The 4,574-nt window shown below is 57.7% G+C and carries 4 protein-coding genes and 1 pseudogene; 3 read left to right on the forward strand and 2 right to left on the reverse strand.

Features of this window, described 5'->3' with window-relative positions:
• Positions 1-749 (forward strand): thermonuclease family protein (locus tag L0H65_RS14985; protein ID WP_367652003.1); only part of this gene is annotated, 749 nt, incomplete at its 5' end.
• Positions 750-828: 79 nt separating this feature from the next.
• Here L0H65_RS14985 and rpsO read toward each other — a convergent pair.
• Both rpsO and L0H65_RS14995 read right to left on the reverse strand, forming a co-directional pair.
• Positions 829-1,098, reverse strand: coding sequence for a 30S ribosomal protein S15 (gene rpsO / locus L0H65_RS14990; protein ID WP_301459849.1), 270 nt, complete (start codon positions 1,096-1,098; stop codon positions 829-831).
• A 164-nt stretch (positions 1,099-1,262) separates the two neighbouring features.
• On the reverse strand, positions 1,263-1,919 hold the full coding sequence (locus tag L0H65_RS14995; RefSeq protein ID WP_301459850.1) for a peroxiredoxin: 657 nt from the start codon (positions 1,917-1,919) through the stop codon (positions 1,263-1,265).
• 198 nt (positions 1,920-2,117) lie between these two features.
• Here L0H65_RS14995 and L0H65_RS15000 point away from each other — a divergent pair, with 198 nt between their 5' ends.
• Both L0H65_RS15000 and L0H65_RS15005 read left to right on the forward strand, forming a co-directional pair.
• Entirely contained in the window at positions 2,118-3,557 is a 1,440-nt protein-coding gene (locus L0H65_RS15000; RefSeq protein WP_301459851.1) for an aldehyde dehydrogenase family protein, read from the forward strand.
• A gap of 315 nt (positions 3,558-3,872) precedes the next feature.
• Positions 3,873-4,574 (forward strand): annotated as a pseudogene (locus L0H65_RS15005) (oxidoreductase); the annotation flags it as partial.

Consider the following 4,574-nt stretch of genomic DNA (forward strand, 5'->3'; position numbering starts at 1 on the left):
ACGAAGCCGCCGTTCATCGAAGCTGCCTAGATGTCAAAAATTTTATTTGGTGCCGATGCTCCCACCAAACTGATATCATACTAGACATACCGTGGAGTAGTCTTACAAGTTTTAGCCGTGGCGCTGTATTGGCATTCAACAACTTAACAAGGCTTGATTATTTGGAAGTCGCATTTGTTCTTTTTCTGCTGATTGTATTCTTGTATGTCCTCAGCACCTTACGCACCGACAGCAAAAGCACTCGATCAGACAGGCGAGTCCGACTCGAGAGGGTCACAGCAAAGCGACAGCCTTTTGATGCAAAGAGCGCAAGGTCATCGCCAACCAATCCCGTTTTGCACGGATCTGCCTATGTGGTCGATGGAGACACTCTGGTCATCCTGAAAACTCAAATACGCCTATTCGGTGTTGATGCACCTGAAATGAACCACCCCTACGGAAGGAACGCCAAATGGGCATTAGTTTCTTTGTGCAAGGGGGAGAAAGTGAAAGCAGAGGTTATAGCGGAAGATGCCCACGGCCGCGCCGTTGCAAGATGCTATCTTCAAGATGGTCGCGATCTCTCGGCTGAAATGGTCAAACTTGGTTTGGCTATTGATTGGCCAAAGTTCTCCGGTGGGGTATATAGTCCGTTGGAAATGCCCGGCATACGTAAGAAACTATGGTTGGCCGACGCACGCCAAAAAGGACGGATGCATGTTTGGGAACAGTTTGAAGCCGGACAAAACGCGCGCGCTGCCAAAGAATAATTCCAGACCTTGCTGCAAAAAACCAAAACGCCCGCGTCTTTTGACACGGGCGTTCGGTATCTCTAAACGAAAGGCTGCCTTAGCGGCGGATGCCCAAGCGCTGGATCAGCGACTGGTAGCGCGCTTCGTCTTTGGATTTGGTATAATCCAAAAGTTTGCGGCGCAGGGCGACCATCATCAACAGACCACGGCGGGAATGGTTATCCTTTTTGTGGCCCTTGAAATGCTCGGTCAAGGTCGTGATGCGCGAGGTCAGGATTGCAACCTGAACTTCGGGCGAACCGGTGTCGCCTTCTTTCGTTGCATATTCCTTGATCAGGCGGGTCTTTTCTTCTGGCGTAATCGACATCGGGTTCTCCATTTTGAATTGTGACGGCGCAGGCCGGGATGTCGTCCAGCAAGGCCCTTGTTGCCCCGAAGTGTACCGGGACCGCGTGCGTATAGGAGGATTCGGCTTGAAAGGGAAGTGTCAAGTTGCGCGGCCCCGGTTCAGGCCAAAGGCCGCGCGACGTGTTACTTCGGCGCTTTGGCGTAGCGCAGGTAGGGCAGCTTGATATCCAGCGGGCCGAACTTCGCCTCTGCCGCTGCATTGTCCAGCGACATTGACACAATCACATCCTGCCCCGGCACCCAGTTGGCGGGCGTGGCAATCGGTGCGCCATCGGTGGCTTGCACCGCATCAAGTGCGCGCAGGATTTCAGCAAAGTTGCGACCCACGCTCATTGGATAGGTCATGGTCAGGCGCACCTTCTTGTCCGGCCCGACGATATAGACGGTGCGGACAGTGGCACTGTTGGCCGGGGTGCGGTTCGCTTCGGGCAGGTAAAATTCCGCCGGCAGCATGTCATAGGCTTTGGAAACGGTCAGCGAGGTGTCGTCGATGATGGGGAAATCGGCAGGCGCACCGGCAAAGGCGGCAATGTCCTTTTTCCATTTCTTGTGGTCATCAACCGAATCGACCGAAACGCCGATCACCTTGGTCTTGCGCTTGTTGAATTCCGGCACCATTTGCGCGACTGCACCGAATTCTGTGGTGCAAACCGGTGTAAAGTCGCGCGGGTGCGAGAAGATGATGGCGTAATTGTCGCCGATCCAGTCGTGGAAATTGATCTCACCCGCCGTGCTGTTGGCGGTAAAATCGGGCGCTATGTCATTGATGCGAACGGCCATGGTTCTCTCCATCGGTTAATGCTGGGTCTGACTTATGCCATCAGCCGGGGATTTGCACCCCCTTGGCAGAGGGATCACGACAAAAGGAAACAATTGCCCTGCCGCTTCGTACAGGCAAACCATGTTCCGAACCCGACAAGGCTTGAAGGTTGTCCGTTCTGGTGCCACGTTAAGATCAGAAATTTTCCGGAGGCAGCCATGCTCGATAAACGCAAATTCTACATCAACGGCAAATGGGTCGCACCCGCCACCCCGCGCGATTGCGACGTGATCAACCCCTCGACCGAGGAGGTTTGTGCCGTCATCTCGTTGGGGTCCGAGGCGGATACCAACGCGGCGGTGGCCGCTGCGAAAGCGGCGTTTGAGACTTGGTCGGTAACGCCCCCGGCGGAGCGCCGCCGCGTGGTCGAGGGCATCCTGAAGCAGTATGAAGCGCGGGTGGAAGAGATGGCCGAAGCCATCAGCCTTGAGATGGGCGCGCCGATGGATATGTCGCGCAGCAGTCAGGCACCCTGCCTGCCTTGGCATCTGAGCAACTTCCTGACCGCTTTTGATCAGATGGAATGGGTGCGCCCGCTTGGCCCCCATGCGCCGAACGATCGCATCGCGATGGAGCCGATCGGTGTGGTCGGGTTGATCACGCCTTGGAACTGGCCGATGAATCAGGTGACCTTGAAGGTGATCCCGGCACTGCTGGCGGGCTGCACCTGTGTTTTGAAACCGTCCGAGGAGAGCCCGCTGTCCTCGATGCTGTTTGCGGAGTTCTGCGATGACGCGGGCGTGCCGGCGGGGGTTTTCAACCTTGTGAATGGGGATGGCGTTGGGGTTGGCACCCAGCTTTCCAGCCACCCGGATGTGGAGATGATCTCATTCACCGGGTCCACCCGCGCGGGTCGCGCGATTTCCAAAGCGGCGGCGGACACGCTGAAGCGGGTGACGCTGGAGCTGGGGGGCAAAGGCGCGAACCTGATTTTCGCCGATGCGGATGAGAAAGCGGTGAAGCGCGGCGTTCAGCATATGATGAACAACTCCGGCCAAAGCTGCAACGCACCGAGCCGGATGCTGGTCGAACGCAGCATCTATGACAAAGCGGTGGAGATTGCGGCAGAGGTGGCCAATGCGACCAAGGTTGGTCCGGCATCTGAACCGGGCAATCATATCGGTCCAGTGGTGAACCGTCGCCAGTGGGACCAGATTCAGGGCTATATCCAGAAGGGCATCGACGAAGGCGCGCGTCTGGTTGCGGGCGGTCCGGGTCTGCCAGATGGCATGAACAAGGGCTTCTACGTTCGCCCGACCGTTTTTGCCGACGTAAAACCGGGCATGACGATTGAGCGCGAGGAGATTTTTGGCCCGGTCCTGTCTATGATTCCTTTTGATACCGAAGAAGAAGCGGTTCAGATCGCCAACGACACGCCTTACGGTCTGACAAACTATGTCCAGTCTTCGGATGGTCCGCGGCGCAACCGGCTCGCGCGCAAACTGCGGTCCGGGATGGTGGAGATGAACGGTAAGTCCCGTGGCGCGGGTGCGCCTTTCGGGGGCGTGAAGGCATCTGGCCGCGCCCGCGAAGGCGGCCATTGGGGGCTGGAGGAGTTTCTGGAGGCGAAAGCGATCTCCGGTTGGGACGCGGAATAGGAACTGATGTCCTTTTTTGACGGCGGAGCCACCGGAGGGGGCATCGAACCCCCTCCGGTGGCGTTACCACGGACCATAGCCTGAGGTCGGGGCGGGATCGGATATGTGGGAGCCTCCGGCGGAGGTATTTTTTGCCAAGATGAATGCCGCGTGACGATTGCCTATGTCTTGGGTGGTCTGGGTGTGATGTCTGGTCGTTGAGGGGAGCATCATCGGAGCGGTCAGTTTGACGTTTTCTGACATTCATCCGTCGCGCGCCAGCCTCACGCAGGGCAACGTGCGCCCGTTAGCATTCGAGCCCAGACGGAGGCCAGAATGACCCAGCATCCCCGCTTGCTTTCCCCACTTGAAATTCGTGGCATGACCCTGCGCAACCGCATTGTGTTCGGCGCGCATACTGCCAATATGGCGAAGGACGGGCTGCCGGATGCGCAGTTCGGGGCCTATCTGTTGGAGCGCGCGAAGGGCGGTGCGGCGATGATCGTTGCAGAGCCAATGCCAGTGCATCGCACCGGCGTTCTGACACGCGGCAACTTCCGGACCGAGAGCGATGACGTTATCCCGTATTTCCGGCGTATCACCGAACCTGTGCGCGATGCGGGTGCGGTGATCTTGCAGCAGCTATATCATATCGGCGCGCATGGCGATTCCGACCTTTCCTTTGCGCCGCATTGGTCGCCCTCCGGTCATTCCAGTTATCACGACAGCGATGGTTCTCATGCGGTTACGGAAACCGAGATCGAGGAGTTGATCGCGGCGCATATTGCCGCTGCCCGCCGGTGCCGCGATGCGGGGTTTCAGGGGGTTGAAGTTTGGGCCGCTTATCATTCACTGCTCGATCAGTTCTGGACGCCGTGGTCCAACACCCGAACCGATCAATGGGGCGGGAGTTTGGAAAACCGCACCCGCCTGTCGCGCCGAATTATTGAAGGTATCCGCAAGACCTGCGGGCAGGATTTCATCATCGGCCTCGCGGTTTCAACCTCTGACGCTTACGATGTGACGCTCTCGGTGGAG

Source organism: Pseudorhodobacter sp. (assembly GCF_030452865.1).
GTDB lineage: Bacteria > Pseudomonadota > Alphaproteobacteria > Rhodobacterales > Rhodobacteraceae > Pseudorhodobacter.

Coding starts and splice junctions, on each gene's coding strand:
- rpsO (WP_301459849.1), bottom strand. CDS start 1,098: ATGTCGATTACGCCAGAAGAAAAGACCCGCCTGATCAAGGAATATGCA.
- L0H65_RS14995 (WP_301459850.1), bottom strand. CDS start 1,919: ATGGCCGTTCGCATCAATGACATAGCGCCCGATTTTACCGCCAACAGC.
- L0H65_RS15000 (WP_301459851.1), top strand. CDS start 2,118: ATGCTCGATAAACGCAAATTCTACATCAACGGCAAATGGGTCGCACCC.